Below are 20422 nucleotides of genomic sequence, written 5' to 3'. Positions count from 1 at the left end.
GCCCGTCCTTTTTGGACGGGCGGGACGCCCATCCCACAATAACAATTAAAATTGTAAGTTATTTAATTCGCGATCCTAAACTAGCAAAAACCGCTGTGTCGGCTTGCTGAAAGTCTACAGTTACTGTGCGGTATCCACGATCGACTGCCGCGTGAATTATCCGCAGCATCAGCGAACTTTTGCCCATTTTTTTGGGAGCTTTAATGCGAACGAGGCCTCCGGGTTTGCTAATTTCTGCACAGGCAAAGGCTTCGGCCCCTGAGCGCTCAATATAAAATCGAGAGTCAAGCGGTATGGGGCCGCCGGGAAATTCTAGCTGGGCAACTGTTTGGATCGAGTTTGGTGATTTTTGGAGTCCTGCCATAGTCCTTGCACAAGGCGATACCCTGACTGTATCTTACCTTTGTCAGGTTAGGGGGTAGACGAGCAATGTCCAAGATCGATCGACAATCCTACAAAATCTAAGTTTTTAGGAACTTCCCGGAACTCACTTTGCTATAGTAGTGTCACTTTACCCAATCTCAAACCCTGCTTCAACACGGCTCTGCAGATCGACAAAAATTAGACGGTAGCCCAGACGCGATCGTTCTTGGTCTTTACCGGAAAAATAACTCGTCGGTCGTCGAGGTCGCGCAGGAAGAGCCCCTATCTAAGGAGATATAATCATTGTCACGTCGCTACCTGTTTACCTCTGAATCGGTCACTGAAGGCCATCCCGATAAAATCTGCGATCAAATTTCAGATACGATTTTAGATGCCTTACTGACTGAAGACCCCAAAAGCCGCGTCGCAGCCGAAGTTGTCGTCAACACCGGCTTAATGCTGCTGACGGGCGAAATTACCACGAAAGCTCAGGTAAATTACATAGAATTAGCCCGGAAAAAAATAGCCGATATTGGCTACATCCACGCTGACAACGGCTTTTCGGCCAATAGTTGCTCGGTGTTGGTGGCTCTTGATTCTCAGTCTCCCGATATTGCTCAAGGGGTGAATACAGCCCACGAAAGCCGGGAACAATCGAGTGAAGAGGAATTAGACGCCATCGGCGCTGGCGACCAAGGTTTGATGTTCGGCTTTGCTTGCAACGAAACGCCGGAATTGATGCCTCTGCCGATCAGTTTAGCGCACCGGATTTGCCGTCAACTGGCCGCAGTCCGCAAAACCGGTCAGTTATCTTACCTGCGTCCCGACGGCAAAAGCCAAGTTACGGTGATTTACGAGGACGGCAAACCTGTTGGCATAGATACGATTTTAATTTCTACCCAGCACACCGAAACGATCGGCGACATCACAGAAACAGCCGCAGTTCAAGCCAAGATCAAAGAAGACCTTTGGACTGCAGTCGTCCAACCTGTGTTTGCCGATATTAGCGTGCAGCCGGATGCAGAAACTCGCTTCCTTGTCAACCCCACCGGCAAATTTGTCGTCGGCGGGCCTCAAGGAGATTCGGGTTTGACGGGCCGCAAAATTATTGTGGATACCTACGGCGGCTATTCCCGCCACGGCGGTGGCGCTTTTTCTGGGAAAGACCCCACCAAGGTAGACCGCAGCGCGGCTTATGCTTGTCGCTACGTTGCTAAAAATATCGTAGCGGCCGGTTTGGCCCAAAAGTGCGAAGTGCAGTTGAGTTATGCGATCGGGGTTGCGCGCCCTGTTAGCATGATGATCGAAACTTTTGGCACTGGAAAAGTTGATGACGATCGCCTTTTAGAAGTTGTGAAGCAGCATTTTGAACTGCGTCCTGCGGGCATCATTCAGGCATTTAACTTGCAGAATTTGCCTGCTGAAAGAGGCGGCCGTTTCTATCAAGATGTGGCGGCTTACGGTCACTTCGGACGCACTGATTTAGATTTGCCTTGGGAGGCAACTGATAAGGCGGAACTTTTGAAAGAAGCTTTGAGCCAGAAGTTGTCTGGAGTAGCTGGATAGTACAATTTTGGGGTGCGCGCAGCGCACCTTATCCATAAATAATATCGGGTGCTACCAATCAATATAGGGTGCGTACTCCGCACCTTATTCATAAATAATATCGGGTGTGCTTCGGCGCACCTTATCCATAAATAATATCGGGTGCTACCAATCAATAACGTAGCGGGATCAGTGCCCACCTTACAACAAAAAAAATATAAATAAATAAATGGGATTTTTCACAACTTTCCAATCAGCAATTCGCAGTTTTGCCTCTTCCCTCCAACAGCGGTTGGCGACGACTGGATTTTCTGCACCAAATCCAGCAGCGCTGCCAAGTTCATTTCCGGCTGACAAGGCAGGTGGGATTCGCGGCGTTTGGATACCCACCACTGACTGCAAAGTTCTCACATCAAAAAAGCGAATTGCTGAGGCAATGGACTTTCTCGCCGATACAGGATTTAATACCGTTTTTCCTATAATTTGGAGCCAGGGTTATACGGCTTATCCTTCTGGGATTATGCGAGAAAACTTTGGGGTGGAAATTGACTCGCGCTATCAAGGTCGCGACCCCTTAGCAGAAATATGTTTTGAGGCAAAGAGAGTTGGTTTAAAAGTAATTCCTTGTTTTGAATACGGCTTTGTGAGTTCTTACAATCGCAAGGGCGGTCATTTGCTGGCGAAAAAACCGGAGTGGGCCGGCCGTGATGCCAGCGGCAATTTACTTAAGAAAAATAACTTTGACTGGATGAATTCTCTTGACCCGGAAGTCCAAGACTTTGTGCTGGGGTTGATGCTGGAAGTTGCTAAGAATTATCCAGTAAACGGCGTTCAAGGAGACGATCGCATTGCGTTTCCGGTAGAAGGCGGTTACGACGAAAAAACGGTTAAACGCTATCGAGAAGAGTGTGGTAAAGCAGCACCATCGGATTGTAAAGAGCAACATTGGCTGCAGTGGCGTGCTAATATTATTACTGAGTTTGTAGCTCGTTTACACCGAGAAGTGAAAGCGATTAATCCTGATTTGTTGCTATCGATGTCGCCGAGTCCTTATGACTGGGGACTGGTGGAATATTTGCAAGATTCTAAAGCTTGGGTTGATAAAAATTTGGTGGATATGCTTCATCCGCAGTTTTATCGCCGCGATTTTAATGCTTACAAACAATTGGTGGATAAAATGATTGGGGGACAGCTTAGCGGGCAGCAAGTAAAGTGCGTCTCGCCCGGTATTTTGTTGACGAATCGAGGCAGCAAATATAGCATAACTCCTGAACTGTTGTTGCAAGTAATTGCTTACAACCGCTCTTGCGGGATTCAAGGAGAAGTGATGTTTTTTTACGAAGGTTTGCGAGATAACGATAACGCTTTGGCTAAGGTTTTGAAAAAAGGGCCCTATGCTCGTTGAGAGATTGTCCCGGAATCAAGGAGTTGGCGGTTGGCTGCAGTCAATCGATTTTAGATTTTAGATTTTAGATTAAAGAATTGAAGTATTGAGCCCACGGATGAATCCGGGGGCTTGTATCCTGGATGCTTTCGGTCAACCGCGCCGATCGCTATTTCAAACCAAGTTGGTATAAAATAAGATGTGGCACTATTCTCAATAAGCTGTTATTAACAGGCTTTCGGGCCTGTTCCACAAAGAGTGAATTTTCTTGTGGAACAGGCCGGAAAGCCTGTTGCGGACAATGGTGCAAGATGTGAGTATAAAATGATATAGCAGAGCTAGGCCAGTTAAAAACCCAGCGATGCCAAGCAGCAAGCGCTACTAATTGTCAAGCCGATCGCCCAAACAAACCCGATAACTAATAATTGGGGAGTTGCAAAAATAGTGGAATAAGACATATTTTAGAAGTGGGTGCAAGCTTTTTTTTAGAAGTAGCGTTTTGTAGACGCCATATTTTTTAAATACAGTTTAAAAGAGCAATCTCAACCGCTCGCAAAAATATTAGGATAAATCAGTGACCTCAGCAGCAAGCCTCATCCAACAGCTACCCCAGCTCAGCGATGCTCAATTCCATCAAAAATATTTGAAACAAAAACAAGGGATGCACACCTTGGCGACTATATTGCCGCAAGTAGAACAGCAAAGTCTGGCTTTGCGGGCAGTAAAATTAGCTCTAAAAGTAAATTTAAAACTCGGCTCCAAGTTAGCAGGAACGGTAAAGCCAGAATTTCAAATAGCCACCATAAAATTAATCGACAAAATCCCCACTTCACCGCTGCTCAAAATTCAACTGCTGGCCCTCACAAGTTCCGATATGGCAATTCCGATGTTGGTGGCCGCATTGAACCACACAGAAAGTGCAGTGCGCCTTGATGGGATTCGAGCGATCGGGAAAATCGGCTCCGAAGCAGCAGTAATTGAATTAGCCCGATCGCTCGAATCCAAAGATTCCCAAATCCAAGCTTGGGCCGCTTGGGCTTTAGGAGAAATTGACTCGAAACCAGCCGCCGTAGCACTGCTCAAAGCCATCAAGCACCCAGAGTCGAGGGTGCGCGCCTGGGCTGTTTGGGCCTTGGGCAAAATTAACCCGAAAACAGCCGTCCCCGCCCTGCTGAAAGCCCTCAAACACGAAGACTCGGAGGTGCGCTGGCGGGCTGCCGTCAACTGCGGGAAAATCGCCGTCTCTGAGGTAGTACCCGGGCTGCTGAATGCCCTCAGAGACGAAAATCACATCGTCCGCGCTAGGGCGGCGGCGGCTTTGGGGAAAATCGGCGATTCTGAGGCAGTACCCGGCTTAGTAGAATTGCTTCACGATGATCCCGACTCCTATGCAGTTTCTTTGAGGGCCGCCGAGGCCTTGGGACAAATTGGCACGGAAACGGCTGTGGCGGGATTGGTGGAAGCCCTCAACCATGACGACTCAGACGTGCGCGGCAGTGCAGTTTCTGCTTTGGGAGAAATCAGCAGCGAGGTGGCTATGGTGGCCGTAATCGGGTCGCTCTCGGATCGAGATATTTTCGTGCGCGGCAGGGCGGCGGTTGCCCTTGGAAACATCAATACAGAGGGAGATGCGAAATTGCCAAAAATGGTGGTCGCGGGACTGGCTAGCGCAATTGGCGACAGCGAATCTTATGTGCGGTGGAGAGTTGCTGCTGCTTTGGGGGAAATTGGCACAGAGGAAGCTGTGGCAGGTTTAGTGCGGCTGCTGGGGGACGAGAATTCTGGAGTGCGCCAAAAGGCTGTTAAATCCCTCGGTCAAATTGGCTCAACGGCTGCTATTTTGGCTCTGGAAACAGCTTTAAATCGCGAATTTGCTGACGTTCGTGCCCTGGCTGCCCAATACTTGGCGGATGTCAGGACTGAGGCAGAAACAGTTGATTCTGAACCCTCAGTCTCTGCAGATTTATCGGGTGAAAAACTGCCGATAATCCTGATTGCTTCGCAAGTAGAAGCCAGTGAATACATTGTTGATCGCGCTGCGGGGCGCGAGATTAAATACCTGATCTCGATCGGCAGTCCGGGTGTGCCGGAACCCAAAAATTTTCATCAAATCCCGAACCGAATGTGCCTAGAGTTTAATGACCTCGACACCCCCGTTGACGACCCCGATCAAATCTTGCCTACCCTTGAGGATATACTGAAAATTATTGATTTCGCGCTTAAAATATCGTCCCAGGGAGGCAGTTTGCTCATCTGCTGCCAAAGTGGGATCAGCCGTTCAACGGCCACAGCTTTGACTGTTTGTGCTGCGCTGTTGGGTCGTGGCAAAGAACGGGAAGCTTGGGCGTTAGTGCTCGCCGCCAGACCCCAAGCCAAGCCGAATCGCTGGATGGTACACTTGGCCGATGAAGCTTTGGGTAGAGACGGTAAGCTAGGACTGGCGATCGAATTGACTACCGCAACTCCAGAACTCGCAATCGCCAACAATTGACCGAAAGCATCCAGGATACAAGCCCCCGGATTCATTCCGAAAGCAGACTCAGGACCCAGAAATAAAAAACCTGTATCCGAGAAACAAGCCCCCGAATTTATCCGTGGGGTCAATTCTAAAATCTAAAATCTAAAATCTAAAATCTAAAATCTAAAATCTAAAATCTAAAATCGATTGACTCGCAGAAACCGGGTTTCTTTTCGCAAGCCCTACAGTTATACTCAACTAACGACACTTCACCTCAGACTTGTCTTTGCGGGGCAACGATGCCAAAAGTCCATCGCCAGGGTGCAAAAGTTCGATCGGCTGCTGCATTTGTGACATTCTGTGCTAGGAAGTTGTCGGATGCTCAACAAAAACCGTCAAGCAATCGTCGCATTGCTGGTAGCCAAAGTCCAAAGCGAAGGAATCGGGTGCATTGTCAACAGACAATATCAGCTTTGGGCTACTCACAGGCAAAACAGGTCAGAGAGAATTTTCTGCCTGTAACATTCCACGCGGGGATAATTCACTGCGGGGATAAATTTTTATTTTTTTGCCTGCTGCAGACTTTTACGAGTCGAAAAAGTAATTTGGCAACAGTCCTCAACAGCCTAATTATCTCTTAGACATCAACCGAATTTAAGTTTCTCCTCTGACTCGACCAGAGTTTCAGATGCTTTTTCGCAGATGTCTACCGTCAAATAGACAAGCTTTTCCGTTTGGAGAACTTAAGATCGTGATAGATTTTAACAGAATACAGGGGTTGCATATGTCAAAAATTAACTTGCTAAAAAAAACAGGACACGAAGCAAGTTTCTCGGTTGCCATTTGGGAAGACCAGGGGGAATTGAATCCAGACTTAGAACCATTTAACCCGCCGAAAACAAACGTGAAAACGCGAAAGGTTAATCCAAAAGATACCTATTTAGGTAAACAGATGCCTGTTTTAATTTCGGGAAAAATGGCTTCTGTAGAAACCGTGAAAACAAAAAAAATTACCCATAAGTTGGTAGAAGAGTTATCCTTGAAAGTCCGCAAAACTTTGCCCTCTAAAATTGGCGGTTTGCCTATCCATCAAAAAATTGGCTACGGGTATTTGCTGGCAATAGGAATCGGCTTTTTGGGTTCGCTGAGCGGACTGGTGATTGCCGATTACTACCAAGGACAAGGATTAAAGCAATTCAATGATGCTCACCTACAAGCGCAATTGCTCGGCAATTTTAAAGAGGTATCGCTGGCGACCCAATTGCAGGGTTCACAGCTAGATTCTTTTGTAGATAATTCGGCCAAGCTCAAACAGCAAGAAGAGCAGTTGGTTAAGAGTATTGTTCAGGCAAAAAATCTGCGGTTGCGTATAGAAAAGTTTGCCGACAGCCAACCCGCTTGGCTGGCAGCCAAACCGGAAGTTCTCAAGTTTTTAGTGCAAGATTGCACGAAAAATTTAGAAGCCTACGCCGATAGTCTCAAGTCAACTTTGCAGGAAATCCCGCAATCGCAACTGTCGCCTGGGGAGATAGAGTCGGCCAGAAAATTGCTCGCAATCGAAAGCGGAGAAGGTGTAAAACAGCTCAACAGCAGCCTTGAGGAATTGAACAAAATCCTCGAGATTGCCCAGCAGCAAGAGGGCCAAGGCGGTGAAGTGATGGAAGACGCCCAAGGAATGGAAAAAGCCATAATTATTATTAGTATGCTGCTGTCGGGAGTGGTGGCGGGAATTGTGGCTTACCGGACGAGTCGGGCGATCGCCCAACCTGTTATCAGCGTCACTCAGGTGGCAGAACAAGTAGCCGCTGAGTCTAATTTTGACTTGCGAGCACCCGTCACCGGACAAGGCGAAATCGGCTCTCTGGCTGCCTCTCTCAATCACCTAATCGAGCGGGTTTCGGGACATACAAAAGAATTAGAAAAAGCTAAGGAAATCGCCGTCGCCGCTAACACTGCTAAAAGCCAGTTTTTAGCAACTATGAGCCACGAATTGCGGACGCCTTTAAATGCGATTATCGGCTACAGTCAACTACTTTCAGAAGATGCCCAGGATGCGGGATTTGATGAGTTTGTACCCGATTTGCAGAAGATTGAAAAAGCAGGCGCGCATCTGCTATCTTTGATTAACGATATCCTTGATTTGTCCAAATTTGAAGCGGGGGGTATGAAACTCGAAATCCAGGAGTTTGACATCGAATCCCTGGTTGATAATGTTGCGAGTGCCGCGAAACCGTTGATAGAGAAAAATGGCAATGTTTTGGAGATTGAGTGCGATCGAACTGTGGGCATAATGCACGCAGATTTCAAAAAAGTGCGCCAGGTTTTGATACATCTGCTTAGTAATGCGGCGAAGTTCACCAAAAACGGTAGGGTGAAAGTGAGTGTGAAGCGCATTGCAGGAAGTGGAAAATTGAATGCAGCAGGGCGTGAGGCGATTGACGATTCAATGGTAGCCGATGAAACTCATTCTGCGGCAATTGCTTGTCCCCTGCCGAATGTTCAAGACTCCGATTGGATTTGTTTATCTGTTAAAGATACCGGAATTGGAATGTCGGAAGAACAACAGCACAAATTGTTTGAAGCTTTTGTGCAAGCTGACTCTTCAGCGGCGCGACAGTACGACGGCGCCGGGTTAGGGCTGACACTTAGCCGCTACTACTGTCAGATGATGGGCGGGGAAATTTTGGTAGAAAGCGAAGAGGGGAAAGGGTCTATTTTTACTGTGCGGATACCGGCGGGAAACGGGTGATGTGATTTTGGGGGAGAGATGTAGGCAGGGCGGTTTCATTCTTGGTAGGGGCCGTGCCAAGAGTGCCGGTTCTTTTGGGCTGAAACCCCCATTCGATGGTTGGTGGCGGGGGTAGGCACTCTTAGCACTACCCCTACAAAATCATGGTTTTCTTGAGAATGAAACCGCCCTGGAGATGTAGGGGGTAGGCCCAGGGGCGAAAATTTATGCTTCAAACCTCTGGCTTTATTTCCAAATGCTTTAGTCTTTTGACACTCCCCACGGCTGAAGCCTGGGGATTCTCCAAGCTAAACTTGGAAGGGACAGGCAAAAGTCCCCCTAGACGCTCAAAACAATACCCGTATCAAAGATATTGCAATTGCGCTTACTTTTAGAGTTTTTCTTACTTTCAGAGTCCATCGCACGAGCCAGATAGGTACGCTCCTCACCCTGCCATTATTCGCCCTTTAAGTATTCCGCATCAAAGGCGGATGTCTCCGTTGCCGGGATTTCTCCGCACGCTTGATGATTCTTCGCGTAGATGGTTATTCTTACTTGCTGTTTGAATTATATCAAAAACTGAAGGCGGTTGAAACCGCTACCGACTTATCCCCGTGTCTAAAGCCAGGGGCCCGGCGGGCTCGTTCTTCGGTCAGTGGGGGCGATCGCACTCTATAAATTCTAATTGGTTATTGTGCCAATTTAAACAGCACAAACCGCTTGCTGCTGAACTCCAACCTAAGTCTATGCCGATAAATTTCATATAGTTCTGGACGCACGGATGGTCAGAAACCGGGTTTTTTTGCCAAATACTTCGTTACAGCCGGCAAAAACCGCAAAAAACCCGGTTTCTTTGGCTTTGATGCGTCCACTCAACTTTTCTCCTGTTTCTCATCGGATGGTGGGGACTGTTTTTGCATTTGTTTTTGGCGTTCCCTCACAGCTTGTTCCAAAATAAATGCTGACAAGCCGCTGATTGAACGGCGTTCCTCATTTGCCCACTCTTGAAGTAGGTCATAAATTCCTTCTCCTATGGAGGTTGATATGCGTTTAGACATTAGAGGTTAATTGTTTCTTATTTAAGCCGATCGTCATTGTCGAGTATTTTAGACAATTTGGTAGAGTATGCAGCAATATGTTGCAATGTGCTGCATTATGCGCTATATTCTTAGAGAGTCAAAAGCCAGCGCTGAACTTCCTACGGCCCGCGCTGGCTGATGGTTCCCCAAATACAAGGAGACAATCCACTTGACACTCCCTAGCCTAAAGGCGTAGGGATTCTTAATTCATCGACTGACCTTTAAGCGCTATGTCCTTTCGGCAATCTTTAAACTTTTCAACCGTGCAATTACACCAATTGACGAGCCTAATTCACAGCAACCCCAGAGGGTCTATCTCCAAAAGCTTACGCTTGATATGAACCTAGAGTTCGGGTATGCCCTACCCTACTTAACAAATGAACTAAATTATTTGTTTTCTGGTAAAGAGAATGCGTCGATCCTCTAGCTGTTTTAAGAGTTTTCGCTGCTCTCGGTCCAACAATTTATGCCTAAAAGTGTGTCTCCGTTTCACTTCGGGCAAAGGAGTTTAACCTTGACTGTTCAAGTCTAGCACAAATACAAGAAATTTCCGGATTTTTAGGAATGGATTTAAGAAATTAAAGCCGTCCTAGAAGGACGGGGTTTTAAACCCTATTTTCTGATAAAAGGAGACAACTACTATGGTAAAGCCTGTGAGCGACGGTAACGAATATAACCGCGGCTATCAACAAGCTTTAGAGGATTTTGGCATCACGCAACTGCTGTCGGGTATCCGCAGCTATTCTGATGAGGATTTTGAGGCCGATCGCGCGTCCATGAATCAGCAATAAAAAACTTCAGTCCTCAGTTTGTTTGAGAGAGCGATCGCCCCAACTGCACTCAACTCTTCTCCTGCTTGTCATCCGATGGCTGGGGCTGTTGTTTCATTTCCTTTTGGCGTTCTCTGGCTGCTTGCTCCAAAATGAATGCTGATAAGCTGCTGACTGAACGGCGTTCTTGACTTGCCCACTCTTCAAGGATGTCATAGATTCCATCGGCTAAATAGGTCGCTAAGCGTTTGGTCATAAAAGATTCATTATTTTTTAGTTTAAGCCGATCGTCATTGTGCTGTATCTAGACCATCCTGTCGAATATGGCTCATTTAAAGCATATATGTATGCTATATTCATGCTATAAGCTGAACAAGTCAAAAGCCAGCGCGAGCCCTAGGAAAGTTCTTCGCTGGCTGATGGCCCCTAAATAAGCAAGGAGACAATTTCTATGGTACAGCCTGGAAGCGACGGCAGCGAATATACTCGCGGCTATCAACAAGCTTTAGATGACTTTGGCATCACGCAACTGCTGTCGGGTATCCGCAGCTACTCTGATGAGGATTTTGAGGCCGATCGCGCGCGCATGACTGGGCCAGAGATCGAAAGCTTTGCGGTGTTTCTGATTCTGCGCGTCGGGGCGAATCTCAAAGGTAGTACGATCGCCCGCTACCTCAACACTCTCAGAAAAGCAAATTCTCCGACGATCGCTGATCGCCCTGCGATCGAACTCAACTCAAATTCGATCTCGAAAACACCTGAAAAGTCAAAGCAGGGCGATCGCACTTCTTGGGCGATCGTCCGAATTTTACCGAATGCTGAGCATTATACAATTGCGCGTTTTGTCAACCGCCAAGATGCGGACGATCGGCGGAGGGCTTTGTGTCGGTTTATTCCAGGGGGTGTGTTTGAAGTTGTGTGCGATCGGGCTTAATCAATAAACACAAATCCTGTAGGGTGTACTAAATCCAGATCCCCCTAAATCCCCCTTAAGAAGGGGGACTTTGAGCGCTCTAAATCTCCCCTAATAAGCGAGACTTTGAATGCTCTTGTCCCCCCCTTCTTAAGGGGGGCTAGGGGGGATCGAGACAATTTTGGCATCCAATCAACCCGCCCCGACTTTATTTAGACGGTTTAGAAGCTTCGGGACTTACAATTAACAATTGATCGCCGGATTGACTTTGTTGAATGGCAATCACGGGCGGGCGAGCTTTAGGGTCTTTTTGCTGTTCTTTTGTTAAAGCCGGAAACAGATAAATCCAGTTTCCTCTCTCCAAAAGCAAGCGCCAAACTCTAGGTTCTTTGGGATTATTGATATCAGTATAATCTCTTTTGCTCAAATCTGCAAATAAACCTGCATCCCCGATCGCCTTAAATCCTTTGGGGTCTAGTCGGAGTGTTGGATCGTCGAGTTTTCTGCCTAAAGCAATGTTGTCTTGCTTGGCGATTAATGCAACGGCGGGTAAAGACGAATTTTCCCCGGCATCGCGTCGGGCATCGGCAATACCTTGGTGGTATGCTGACCAGAATAAAACTAGCAATACCCAACCGACGATTATAATTTCGTCAACGAGCGATCGCAATAATTTGATTGAGTTCAATCTATTGATATTAAATCGCTGCCCATTGGTGACAAGTTAAGGCTGTAAGTCTTTTGTCAAGAGGCTTTCGGAGAGTTTTTAAAAAAGAATTGGTCAGACCCTCGTTGCTTTTCAGGAAAAGGGGCAATAATTAACTTAACATTCGGTTTTCGCTGCTGTTTAATAATGCCTAAATCTCGATTTTGGGGGTCAGCAAAATACTTGATTGGATCTGTTGCTTTACCTTTATGATGAGCCCTAGTAAAATGATAAAGGCCGCGATAAATCATTTCTAAAGAAATCTGCTCAAAAGGTAGAGCTAGTTCATCAGCTACCGCATCACCTAAATCTACTAAAACTGCATAAAATAACCAAGTTGCCCAAATCTGTAATTTAATCCCATTGATTGAACCCGTCCATAAATAGCTTAAATCTAACAGCCTTTTTACAATATTAAAAGCTTCTTCAATCCGCCAACGTCTTCGATACAAATCTGCTACTACATAAGGGGGTAATTTTTCTGGCTCTAGCACACTTGTTAAATAAGAATGCCAGGTTTTTTCTGAACGAACTTCAATCAAACGTAAGGTAATAAACGGAGTTTTCTTTGTTCCAGACCCCAAACGTATCTTACGGTCTCGCCGTCCATAACTATCGGTAAATACTTCCTCTACTTTGATAGCCGCTCCTTTCTTTATTCTGGTAATAAAATTAACCTTTTGCTCAATTAATCTTAACCATAAATTAAAGTGATAAAAGCCTCTATATAATAGTAATAACGTATTTTTACTGACTAAATTGAGGATATTCTATTCAAATTTTAGATCAGATTCTTTCGCATTTTTGGTAAACTAAATTTCGACTGGCAATCTAGTTACTAGATCAATTACTGTACTTATTTCCCCCGCCAATTGTCCTATTTTAGCTGACTCTAAGTTTGATCGTTTCCGAAATAATGCCTCTAATATTGAACTATCTATAATCCAAATCTGCTCAAATCTTGTTAATGTAAACTGAATACTTTCTGGTAAGGTTCGTTGATTTCTCCTCTGCCAATTTGTCCTTAAACGCGGTAATAAATCCTTAAATACTTGTTCAAACAGCTCAGCAGGAAAGGTCAAAAATCTCGATCGAGAGTGCTTGTTGGCTGACTTTAGTGGGATTACACCACAGAAAGCCGTCTCTCGTTAACATTCGGGTCAGCTCTCTTACCCCTGCCACATCTCGCCATAGTAAGGTTAAGATCGCAGCCATCATCAATGGCAAGTTGAGAATTCGGTCTCGAAGTTTTAGCTGACGGTAGGAATTTTCCTCCCAAAGCATGGCTGGTGTCAGTAATGCTTCTAGTTGCTGGGCAATTACTTCATCCTCTATCAGTGGTCGTTGTTTCTTTTTCGCGTGGTCCCGATTGGTAGTTCTGGTCTTGGTCATGGCTGGTCATAATTGCTCAACTACTTGCCTATTCTGAGTTTCATCTATTTTTTAACCAATGTAAATACCCCCTTGACAATTTACCCATCACCTTAACTTGTCACTAATGGGATAGCCCGACTACATCGGAAGACTCTTTGTTATTCTAAGTGTGAGAAAATGCTCAAGCATTCTATTAAGTTATTAATACATTACTTGAAATTTCACGATATTCCCATTCCTGGGGCATTCATACCTTGATTCAGCAACCCCGATATTCCAACACTGCTGATGGCCTGGGAACCTCTACTGCTAGAAGAATAAACGCTATTTCCTATATAAAAGTTAAGAGTGGCAACCATGAGCGAAAATGATGAACTTAAGCAATTTTTTCCTGATGACAAGTTAGATAGTGAGCGGATCGTCGTTGAAGTCCCTGCCGAGCAAAAATCTCCTTATCAAGAAAGAATTCCATCGGGATACGAGCCTATGGGTGAAATATATCTCCGTGGAACAGCTTTTAGAGGTTTAGCAGGAGGAAGAATTCCTTGGTGGGTGCTTGTTTCGGGTTGGATATTTTTTGGCGGTTTAGCTCTGCTGATTGTGATTTCAGCGATCGCCTCAGCATCTTTTTCAGCTTTACCAGCTTTGATTATTGTTGCCATTCCTCTTATAATTCTGTGGCGAGGAACCACTGCTAAGTTCTCAATCAAGAAACATAAAAGTAGGAGAAGATAGTTGCTTATTGGGCAAAGTCGATGGGAATTACAGTGGCATTGTTTTCCGAGTTGAGACAGGGGGAGCGTCGCAGTATAACAATAGCTCGATGGCTCAATTAGCTCTGTATACTCTCGGTGTCATGCCCGTAAATTGCCGAAACTTTGTGCTGCCAATGGCTGTGGCTGTTGAATCTGCACGAATACGGAACTGTCGGTAATTGAGCGATCTCGAAAGTTTCAACAAAAAATTCAACACAGCCACCACCTTGACATGGCTAGCAGTCTGCACCTTACTTGTATCTATAGATCGGTTGTTTCAACAATATCTTTTCTACCTTTAGGAAGAGATAAACCCGCCCCGATCTAACGCCACAAAAATAATCTTTTGAGTAAAAAGGCGGGGGTGGAAAGTACGAATGCAGATTGTAGGGTTTCCTTGCCTGTCATTCCCAAGTGCGATCGCCGAAGATAAGAGTATAGAAATTAAACGGCTGGTTTTCACCCGCCCTTACACAAAATGAACTCACAACTAGAACAACAAGTAACAATTCTACAAGACGAAACAGCAGCGGCCGGGAATTCAGCCAACCCAACAGTTGAAACTCATGTATTCGCCTCAGAATTTGGAACAGAGGAAAAAGTCAGAGTGGAAGAATTTAAGATTAGCGGCGATAGTTTAATTGGTAAAGTCAAAGAACTAATTCAGCAAGGAAAACTCCGCCGCCTCGTCATCAAAAACTCGCAAGGGCGGACTTTGGCAGACATTCCGCTGATGGCGGGATTGGTAGGCGGCGTTGCCGGCTCAGTAGTCTTTCCAATTGCTGCTGTACTTGCTACAGTAGGGGCAGTTGTGGCTCATTTGACTGTAGCCATCGAGCGCAAAGAATAGTCATTAGTAATTAAAAATCTTCTCTTCAAGTCCGCGAAGGCGGACTTTGTTTGTTTAGTAGCGATTTCAATCGCCGCATTGTCTTATCATATCATGTCCGATCGATCGCCCATAATACAATTGCCGGGGCCCGTTTGTGAGATTGTCCGTTTTTGGCCAATATTATTGGTGAACCCGCCCCTACAGGAATCTGGGTAATCGACCGGACATGATATCAACGTAAATTATCCGGTACTCTCGCCGCAGGTTGGTCTAAATAATTGTAAACAATGCGCGAAATTCGACGGACAAAATCTCTCACAATCGGGTCATTGTAAGGACGTTTGACAAATATTGCCGCTAAATAACGCTTGCCGTTGGGCATATCTATAATTCCCGCATCGCCAACTACAAAGCCGATATCTCCGGTTTTGTCAGCAATCACGGCTCCCGGCCCCAAACCGGAAGGCAAAAGCGTTCTAGTTGTAGTGTGTCGCAGTAATTCTAAAGCTTGTTCCCGACTCGATTCCGAAACTAATTTATCGCCAGACAGCATCGCCAGCAGCTTTACCATATCCACAGAACTTGTGGTATTTGTTCCTTGAAAATCTCCGAGCCAATTCCGAATTCTGGTGTCAGTTAATCCCCAACTGCGAAAACGCTCGTTGAGTTTAGCAATTCCCCCCAAACGTTCAATAATCATGTTGGTGGCTGTATTGTCGCTGATGGTAATCATTTTATCGACGGTTTCTCTGATGCTAAACCGAGTACCATTTGGTCTGTCTTGCATAGTGCCAGAACCGCTGGCTACTAAGTCGGACTTCATAACTAATGTTTCGTCTAGGCTAACTTTGCCTGCGTCTACATCTTGATAAAAAGCAATCAGAATTGGTAATTTGATGGTACTGGCGGCCGGAAATACTCGATCGCCCTTGATATCCAAATAGTTTCCTGTATCTAAATCCAGAAAAAACATTCCGGCGCTGAGGGATCTATACTGTTCGATCGCACTTTCGATTTGAGGCTTGATGGCTGTCATTTCCGAGCCGGTTGACATCCCCAAATCAGTGGAATAGTTTCTCTGATTTCCCGGCGAAACAGAGGGCGTAATTTGACCGGCTGCTTGTTCTATGCGGGTAATAGCTGTGGGTATAAAAGACTCGTTCCCCGCTATTTGCTCGGGATTTGGCAACTGAAATGACCAGCGCGTGGCAGATTCTCTAATGACTCGGACTTTTTGCGGGTCTAACTTATAACCGGGAGTTAATTGTATCACTAACCTGGTAGTTTCCGTGTCAAACTGCCCGACTCTAATTTGTTGAATAGCTGAGTTGTAACTTTGAGGACTTTCGGGATACTCCAAGACTATTCCCGGTAAGTCAATTACTAAGCGGGTGGGATTGGCGATTAGTTTAACTTCCGGCTGAACTCCTGAATCTGTGGTTAAATTGAGTTGGTTTTCGCGGGCATCGAAGTGCCAAGATGTTAGTGTATCAGCTTTTGCGGGAAGGGCGATCGAGAAAAGACTAAGGGCGGCCGGCAACAGCCATCGCAGTTTAGGAGTCATGTTTGAAGAGAAAGATTTTAACGGCTGCAACGAGAAAGCGGCGGTCACAGTGTTCTCGACCGCTTTCGAGACGAAGCACCTAGCATCATACAGTCAACTCTTGCCCGCAGCCGTATTTTTTTTATTTTCTCTGAGAGTATTCCGTTTCCGGGACTCATATCAAATCCGGTTCTATTACCCGTTTTTCTTCCTGTCTCGCGCAGGCGGACAAAACTTTGTACACTGGCGAATTCTCTTGGCAGAATTATTGTATTGTAGACACAAATTTTCTTCCTCTGAGATGAATTCAAGTTAGGCGACTTCTCGATTTCTAGCATCTTCAAGGGAGTCGATCGCGGCTTTGAGAAAAACTTTTCCTTTAGCAACAAATCGGCGATCGCTCAAAGGATCGTAAGCTTCCCAATTACCGCTAACTTCGCGATCGCGCCACAAAAACCAGCAGCGGTAGATTTCCCCGCTATCTATATCATCGCACAAAGCCAGCCAATCATCCCCCGTGAGAGCGCTGGCATCTAATGCTACCAATTCCACCCATGCAAGTGCAGTGCAGGCATCGATCGCCTCAGCATCAACCGAGTCAGATTTGGTAGCTATAGGTTGCGGCGAACACAGTGTAGACTTCATAATTTCTCCTTAATTCAATTAAATCAATCAATGAATTTGCCTATTTATGGAACTGACCCGGTACGCCAAGTGGAAAAACTGTGTTTTGATGAATTTCGGATTGGTCAAATTTACCAGCGGCTGATGCTTCTGTTAAATTATTAAGTGTATTAATTGTGAAAATGGCGGCAGTTCCCAAAGCGGCCATTGCCAGTCTGTGTAAGATTTTGTTCATTTGGGTTCTCCTTTTTTGCTGGGTGTATCTACTCTAAAAAGTTAAATCGTCATTAGCGGCGGAGATTGGGGACTTAAGAAAAACTTTTTCTCCTCAAATATATTCAACTGTTGAAGCCGTTATCAGGACAGAGTTTGAGGAGTCGATCGCCCCAAAAACCTCTCCAAGTAAAATCCCTTAAATTCCGGCTGGCTGATTATCTTCCTTAAAATCGCCCAAAATAGGGACTTAAGGCGTTAAAATTTCTAGATTCGTTCCCCTTTCAGTGCAAGCGAAGTGCTCAAGTCAAAACGCGATCGCGGTCGCATTCTCACTGCCTCTGGCTTAAAGAAACTTAACGAGGCGCTCCAAGAATGGTCTGACCGACATAACATTAGAGGTACTCTGACGGAAATCGAGGCTGAATCTGGCGTCGGTGCCGATACAGTCAGCAAAATTAAGCAGGGTAGAGAAGGTGCGGATCTGAGTAAAATTCGGCAGTTGTTCGCGGCTTTTGAAATGAATCTGGCGAATGGCGACCACCGCTCGGCTAAACTGGAGGAATCGGAAAATTTAGACGAGCTGGACAATTCGCCACCAGCGGGGGAAACAGCCAGCAGCAGCAGAATTGTTAAAGTATTTGTGAGTTATCGCAGCGCCGAACCCGATCGCGAGTTGGGAAAACAGTTAGAAACGGCCTTAAGCGCGATCGGTCATACAGTTTTCACAGCAGAAAATAACATTAGATTAGGAGATAATTGGTTCGATCGCATTAATTCATTCCTCCAAGAATGCGATTATTTGCTGCTACTGTTGCCGCCAACGGGAAATCAAAGCGAATTGCTAACATATCAAGTTCAGCAAGCAAAAGAACTGCTAGACTCCCGCCCTGACAAGAAACCAATAATTCTCCCCATCCGCGTCGGTTTTCCGCTGAATGCGCCTCTAAATCACGACTTGCGGGGCTATCTGTACCGCATCAAACAGAGGGAATGGAAAACCACCGCCGACACTCCAATTATTATCGAAGAAGTTCTGAATTTGTTAGCAGAACAACCCGCACCAGTCACAGAAGAAACAGAAGATTTAACACAAAAACAGCTATTAGAAATTAGCAACGACGAAATACCTCTACCCGCAGCCGAACCGGAATTACCGGGAGGACAAGTCGATGTCGCTTCTCAATTTTATGTAGAACGCCCGCCCATCGAAGAACGTTGCTATCAAACTATTGTGCAGCCCAGCGCCTTAATTAGAATCAAAGCGCCCAGACAAATGGGCAAAACTTCATTGATGGCAAGAATTTTGCATCACGGAGCCCGTCAAGGCTATTGCACCGTGCCACTAACTTTTCAGTTAGTAGATAAAGCTGTATTCGCAAACTTAGATAAATTCTTAAAGTGGTTTTGCGCTTACGTCGGCCGCGAGTTGCACTTACCCAATCAATTAGACGATTATTGGGACGAGATTTTTGGCAGCAAAGTCAACTGCAAAGATTACTTTGAAAAATACATTTTGCCGCAAATCGACAGTCCTTTAATTTTAGGATTAGACGAGATCGATCGCGTTTTCCAATATCCCGACATTGCCGAAGACTTTTTAGGACTGCTGCGGGCGTGGCACGAAGAATCGAAGCGGCGCGACATCTGGAAAAAACTGCGATTAATTGTAGTGCACTCCACCGAAGTTTACATCCCGATGAACATCAATCAATCGCCTTTTAACGTCGGACTGCCCGTAGATTTGCCCGAATTCAACTCTCAGCAAATACAAGATTTAGCAGCGCGCCATAATTTGAATTGGTCGGATGCAGAAGTTGAGGAATTGATGGCAATTGTCGGCGGTCATCCGTATTTAGTGCGAGTTGCATTATATCACATTTCGAGATCGGGTTTGACACTAGATGAATTAAAAGAAAGTGCGATCGCGGATGCGGGAATTTACAGCGACCATTTGCGCCGGCAGTTGTGGAATTTAGAAGAATATCCTGAGTTAGCGCAGGGGATGAGAGAGATTGTGGCGGCGGACTCTCCGGTGCAATTAAAGGCGATGCAGGCTTTTAAGTTGGACAGTTTGGGGTTGGTGAAGTTGCAGGGTAACGAGTGCGTGCCGAGGTGCGAACTGTATCGACAATATTTTCGATCGCACTTAAGCGCGATCGTCTAAGTCCGATCGCTCTGCTATCCTATAATTCCAGATATGGTAGGGGCGGGTTCACCGACAATAATTGCCTAAAATGAACAATCTCATAAACCCGCCCCCACCAAACGACAAATCACAATCTACCTCTTTTTAGATTAAAACAGCCCATGAACGATATTTTTTTGATAACATCCGATAATTGGCTAGATTGGATAGCCGTATTTGGTTATCTAGCCTTTACTGCTTTCATTGCATGGCGCGTGTTCACCACAAAGTAGATATATCATCAACTTACAGTCTTCTTCTGTCTTGCTTCGCGCCTTCGCGGTTCGTTAAAGAAACAGTAAAATAAGAAAACAATCAACTCGCCCATACAGTTATGCCGCCCGTCGAAAGTGTTGCAGCAATTCCGAACGATCTGATTTTGCGCTTGAGCATCGAGCAGTATCATGCGATAATTCAAGCTGGCATTCTCACGGATGATGACTCTGTAGAATTGCTGGAAGGTTGGCTGGTTTTCAAAATGCCCAAAAATCCACCGCATCGAGCAACAACTCGTCTTGCCAGAACAGCTTTAGAGAATATTTTACCTGCGGGGTGGTATGTCGATTCTCAAGAACCGATCACGCTATCCAACAGCGAACCCGAACCTGATATAGTGGTTGTTCGAGGGGATACGCGACAGTATCTCGATCGCCATCCGGGCGCTGAAGATATTGCCCTGATTATTGAAGTATCCGATACGACGCTTCAGCGCGATCGAACTGTAAAAAAACGGATTTATGCCCGCGCTGGAATTGCGATTTATTGGATTGTGAATCTTATTGAAGGACTGGTTGAGGTGTACTCTCACCCTATTGCTGAAGTTGAGCAGCCAGATTACAGTCAAAGGTGGGATTTCGGGCGATCGGCTGTTATACCGATTATTATTGAAGGGATAGAAATTGGGGCGATCGCTGTAGATGCTCTTTTGCCTTGATTTTGATTAAAAG

General features: G+C 45.8%; 18 protein-coding genes and 2 pseudogenes. 12 read left to right on the top strand and 8 right to left on the bottom strand.

Annotated features, from left to right (window positions below):
* Positions 1-58 precede the first annotated feature (58 nt).
* The gene (locus QUA16_RS20320) at positions 59-364 is read right to left on the bottom strand and encodes an AAA-like domain-containing protein (RefSeq protein ID WP_333108576.1); all 306 of its coding nucleotides are present in this window, start codon (positions 362-364) and stop codon (positions 59-61) included.
* 302 nt (positions 365-666) lie between these two features.
* On the opposite strand from QUA16_RS20320, the gene metK reads away from it, so the two are divergent.
* The 5 genes from metK to QUA16_RS20295 all read left to right on the top strand — a co-directional run bounded on the left by metK (position 667) and on the right by QUA16_RS20295 (position 8499).
* The gene (metK, locus tag QUA16_RS20315) at positions 667-1929 is read left to right on the top strand and encodes a methionine adenosyltransferase (RefSeq protein WP_333108577.1); all 1263 of its coding nucleotides are present in this window, start codon (positions 667-669) and stop codon (positions 1927-1929) included.
* Between the two features lie 208 nt (positions 1930-2137).
* Positions 2138-3313, top strand: coding sequence for a family 10 glycosylhydrolase (locus QUA16_RS20310; RefSeq protein ID WP_333108578.1), 1176 nt, complete (start codon positions 2138-2140; stop codon positions 3311-3313).
* A 553-nt stretch (positions 3314-3866) separates the two neighbouring features.
* Positions 3867-5783, top strand: coding sequence for a HEAT repeat domain-containing protein (locus QUA16_RS20305; protein ID WP_333108579.1), 1917 nt, complete (start codon positions 3867-3869; stop codon positions 5781-5783).
* 266 nt (positions 5784-6049) lie between these two features.
* Entirely contained in the window at positions 6050-6391 is a 342-nt protein-coding gene (locus tag QUA16_RS20300) for a hypothetical protein (protein ID WP_333108580.1), read from the top strand.
* A gap of 143 nt (positions 6392-6534) precedes the next feature.
* The gene (locus tag QUA16_RS20295; protein WP_333108583.1) at positions 6535-8499 is read left to right on the top strand and encodes a HAMP domain-containing sensor histidine kinase; all 1965 of its coding nucleotides are present in this window, start codon (positions 6535-6537) and stop codon (positions 8497-8499) included.
* An 851-nt stretch (positions 8500-9350) separates the two neighbouring features.
* Here QUA16_RS20295 and QUA16_RS20290 read toward each other — a convergent pair.
* Positions 9351-9536, bottom strand: coding sequence for a ribbon-helix-helix domain-containing protein (locus QUA16_RS20290; RefSeq protein WP_333108585.1), 186 nt, complete (start codon positions 9534-9536; stop codon positions 9351-9353).
* Positions 9537-10198: 662 nt separating this feature from the next.
* Between QUA16_RS20290 and QUA16_RS20285 the strand changes: the two genes are divergently transcribed.
* Entirely contained in the window at positions 10199-10348 is a 150-nt protein-coding gene (locus tag QUA16_RS20285; protein WP_333108587.1) for a hypothetical protein, read from the top strand.
* Positions 10349-10397: 49 nt separating this feature from the next.
* Here the strand turns inward: QUA16_RS20285 and QUA16_RS20280 are convergent, their stop codons facing one another.
* The gene (locus tag QUA16_RS20280) at positions 10398-10583 is read right to left on the bottom strand and encodes a ribbon-helix-helix domain-containing protein (RefSeq protein ID WP_333108588.1); all 186 of its coding nucleotides are present in this window, start codon (positions 10581-10583) and stop codon (positions 10398-10400) included.
* A 195-nt stretch (positions 10584-10778) separates the two neighbouring features.
* On the opposite strand from QUA16_RS20280, the gene QUA16_RS20275 reads away from it, so the two are divergent.
* Positions 10779-11261, top strand: coding sequence for a hypothetical protein (locus tag QUA16_RS20275; RefSeq protein ID WP_333108591.1), 483 nt, complete (start codon positions 10779-10781; stop codon positions 11259-11261).
* A gap of 187 nt (positions 11262-11448) precedes the next feature.
* Here the strand turns inward: QUA16_RS20275 and QUA16_RS20270 are convergent, their stop codons facing one another.
* Both QUA16_RS20270 and QUA16_RS20265 read right to left on the bottom strand, forming a co-directional pair.
* Positions 11449-11928, bottom strand: a complete 480-nt coding sequence (locus tag QUA16_RS20270; protein ID WP_333108592.1) for a hypothetical protein — start codon at positions 11926-11928, stop codon at positions 11449-11451.
* A 56-nt stretch (positions 11929-11984) separates the two neighbouring features.
* Positions 11985-13284, bottom strand: a pseudogene (locus QUA16_RS20265) (IS4 family transposase).
* Positions 13285-13449: 165 nt separating this feature from the next.
* Here QUA16_RS20265 and QUA16_RS36990 point away from each other — a divergent pair.
* The 3 genes and pseudogenes from QUA16_RS36990 to QUA16_RS20255 all read left to right on the top strand — a co-directional run.
* A pseudogene (locus QUA16_RS36990) lies at positions 13450-13578 on the top strand (IS1 family transposase); the annotation flags it as partial.
* A gap of 99 nt (positions 13579-13677) precedes the next feature.
* Complete coding sequence (locus QUA16_RS20260) at positions 13678-14055, top strand: hypothetical protein (RefSeq protein ID WP_333106866.1); 378 nt, start codon at positions 13678-13680, stop codon at positions 14053-14055.
* Positions 14056-14553: 498 nt separating this feature from the next.
* Positions 14554-14925, top strand: a complete 372-nt coding sequence (locus QUA16_RS20255) for a DUF4342 domain-containing protein (RefSeq protein WP_333106867.1) — start codon at positions 14554-14556, stop codon at positions 14923-14925.
* 214 nt (positions 14926-15139) lie between these two features.
* Here QUA16_RS20255 and QUA16_RS20250 read toward each other — a convergent pair whose 3' ends face one another.
* The 3 genes from QUA16_RS20250 to QUA16_RS20240 form a co-directional block, all read right to left on the bottom strand.
* Positions 15140-16471 carry a serine hydrolase gene (locus tag QUA16_RS20250; protein ID WP_333181307.1) on the bottom strand — a complete coding sequence of 444 codons (1332 nt, stop codon included), beginning with the start codon at positions 16469-16471 and terminating at the stop codon, positions 15140-15142.
* 291 nt (positions 16472-16762) lie between these two features.
* Positions 16763-17095, bottom strand: coding sequence for a hypothetical protein (locus QUA16_RS20245; protein ID WP_006633666.1), 333 nt, complete (start codon positions 17093-17095; stop codon positions 16763-16765).
* Between the two features lie 40 nt (positions 17096-17135).
* Positions 17136-17309 carry a hypothetical protein gene (locus tag QUA16_RS20240; protein ID WP_333106870.1) on the bottom strand — a complete coding sequence of 58 codons (174 nt, stop codon included), beginning with the start codon at positions 17307-17309 and terminating at the stop codon, positions 17136-17138.
* Between the two features lie 276 nt (positions 17310-17585).
* Between QUA16_RS20240 and QUA16_RS20235 the strand changes: the two genes are divergently transcribed.
* Positions 17586-19454 carry an AAA-like domain-containing protein gene (locus QUA16_RS20235; RefSeq protein WP_333106871.1) on the top strand — a complete coding sequence of 623 codons (1869 nt, stop codon included), beginning with the start codon at positions 17586-17588 and terminating at the stop codon, positions 19452-19454.
* Positions 19455-19809: 355 nt separating this feature from the next.
* Positions 19810-20409, top strand: a complete 600-nt coding sequence (locus tag QUA16_RS20230; protein WP_333106872.1) for a Uma2 family endonuclease — start codon at positions 19810-19812, stop codon at positions 20407-20409.
* The last annotated feature ends 13 nt before the right edge of the window (positions 20410-20422 follow it).

Source organism: Microcoleus sp. S13_C3 (assembly GCF_036700905.1).
Lineage (GTDB): Bacteria > Cyanobacteriota > Cyanobacteriia > Cyanobacteriales > Microcoleaceae > Microcoleus.
Note: the sequence above shows the minus strand (reverse complement) of the source record. Positions and strands in the feature narration are given on the sequence as shown.

What these genes read in the sequence shown, in the direction of transcription:
- QUA16_RS20320 (WP_333108576.1), bottom strand. Translation starts at nt 364, where the DNA reads ATGGCAGGACTCCAAAAATCACCAAACTCGATCCAAACAGTTGCCCAG.
- QUA16_RS20310 (WP_333108578.1), top strand. Translation starts at nt 2,138, where the DNA reads ATGGGATTTTTCACAACTTTCCAATCAGCAATTCGCAGTTTTGCCTCT.
- QUA16_RS20230 (WP_333106872.1), top strand. Translation starts at nt 19,810, where the DNA reads ATGCCGCCCGTCGAAAGTGTTGCAGCAATTCCGAACGATCTGATTTTG.
- QUA16_RS20250 (WP_333181307.1), bottom strand. Translation starts at nt 16,471, where the DNA reads ATGACTCCTAAACTGCGATGGCTGTTGCCGGCCGCCCTTAGTCTTTTC.
- QUA16_RS20255 (WP_333106867.1), top strand. Translation starts at nt 14,554, where the DNA reads ATGAACTCACAACTAGAACAACAAGTAACAATTCTACAAGACGAAACA.
- QUA16_RS20280 (WP_333108588.1), bottom strand. Translation starts at nt 10,583, where the DNA reads ATGACCAAACGCTTAGCGACCTATTTAGCCGATGGAATCTATGACATC.
- QUA16_RS20245 (WP_006633666.1), bottom strand. Translation starts at nt 17,095, where the DNA reads ATGAAGTCTACACTGTGTTCGCCGCAACCTATAGCTACCAAATCTGAC.
- QUA16_RS20285 (WP_333108587.1), top strand. Translation starts at nt 10,199, where the DNA reads ATGGTAAAGCCTGTGAGCGACGGTAACGAATATAACCGCGGCTATCAA.
- QUA16_RS20275 (WP_333108591.1), top strand. Translation starts at nt 10,779, where the DNA reads ATGGTACAGCCTGGAAGCGACGGCAGCGAATATACTCGCGGCTATCAA.
- QUA16_RS20295 (WP_333108583.1), top strand. Translation starts at nt 6,535, where the DNA reads ATGTCAAAAATTAACTTGCTAAAAAAAACAGGACACGAAGCAAGTTTC.
- QUA16_RS20240 (WP_333106870.1), bottom strand. Translation starts at nt 17,309, where the DNA reads ATGAACAAAATCTTACACAGACTGGCAATGGCCGCTTTGGGAACTGCC.
- QUA16_RS20290 (WP_333108585.1), bottom strand. Translation starts at nt 9,536, where the DNA reads ATGTCTAAACGCATATCAACCTCCATAGGAGAAGGAATTTATGACCTA.
- QUA16_RS20300 (WP_333108580.1), top strand. Translation starts at nt 6,050, where the DNA reads ATGCCAAAAGTCCATCGCCAGGGTGCAAAAGTTCGATCGGCTGCTGCA.
- QUA16_RS20260 (WP_333106866.1), top strand. Translation starts at nt 13,678, where the DNA reads ATGAGCGAAAATGATGAACTTAAGCAATTTTTTCCTGATGACAAGTTA.